Origin of the sequence: Ureibacillus suwonensis, from assembly GCF_042655065.1 — a bacterium.
Lineage (GTDB): Bacteria > Bacillota > Bacilli > Bacillales_A > Planococcaceae > Ureibacillus > Ureibacillus suwonensis.
Genome location: NZ_JBHSNQ010000106.1, coordinates 1 through 785, shown reverse-complemented (window position 1 = coordinate 785; position 785 = coordinate 1). Strand labels below are relative to the sequence as shown.

Here is a 785-nt window from a genome sequence, read left to right as displayed (position 1 = left end):
GATTCAGCATGTCGCCCAGGGCATTATCCAAGAAATTGACGAGTTGATGAAAGAACGAATCAAAGAATTGCGTCAGATACATGAGTCATCTAAAGATCAAGACAAAAACAATAAAAACGAAAAAGATAAAGAGATGCAGCTGCAACGTTAATAATGAGGTGATGAATATGGAAAAGACAAAACCGTTCTGCAAAATGACCCCAGACGAATATTATGATTTTTTATGGAGTTACACGACCTTTGATAAAACAAGAGAGCAACTGATCGAAGACTTAGAAATTACGGAGGAAGAAGAAAAGTATCTTGACGGGGCCTTGAACTATTTAAAATCAAGGGTGGAAATCCATGAGAAAGAAGGACGTCCGAATCCTTCGTATGCTTTTTACTTAGTTGAGTATTTAGAAGAAGCTGTAGATGAAGGAGTACCAGAAGAAACAGTGAGAGAGATCGAAAAAGCGTTGGACGAAAACGATGAAGAAAAATTAGCCGACGCCATAAAGAAAGCGTGGGGAATCCGTGAATAAGAATGATTGGATGTCCATTCGTACAGGAGATATTGTGTTAGTGAGGGACTATCCCAATCCTCAATATAAAGAAGCACACGCCGCCCCTACGAAAACCCGTTTTGCTGTTGTGATCGGAAATTTCAGGGGCGGATACGCCACTCTTCCTGCCCACGCCATTGTCACTAAAGGAGGAAAAACAGAGCAGCCCTATTATCGATTAAAGGAAAACGAATTAAGAGTACCTGCCAATATTATTAGCGATCGAGCTGATATTGCTTT

1 protein-coding gene and 1 pseudogene are annotated in these 785 nt (G+C 40.4%); both read left to right on the top strand.

The features are described from left to right. The first annotated feature begins 167 nt into the window (after positions 1 to 167). Positions 168 to 524: a hypothetical protein gene (locus ACFPOH_RS10860; RefSeq protein WP_340720972.1), complete on the top strand. Its 357-nt coding sequence runs from the start codon at positions 168 to 170 to the stop codon at positions 522 to 524. A gap of 10 nt (positions 525 to 534) precedes the next feature. Beyond that, positions 535 to 785: pseudogene (locus tag ACFPOH_RS10855) on the top strand (hypothetical protein); the annotation flags it as partial.

Bases quoted from the DNA above. Each gene is read 5' to 3' on its own strand.
- ACFPOH_RS10860 (WP_340720972.1), top strand. From the start codon at position 168: ATGGAAAAGACAAAACCGTTCTGCAAAATGACCCCAGACGAATATTAT.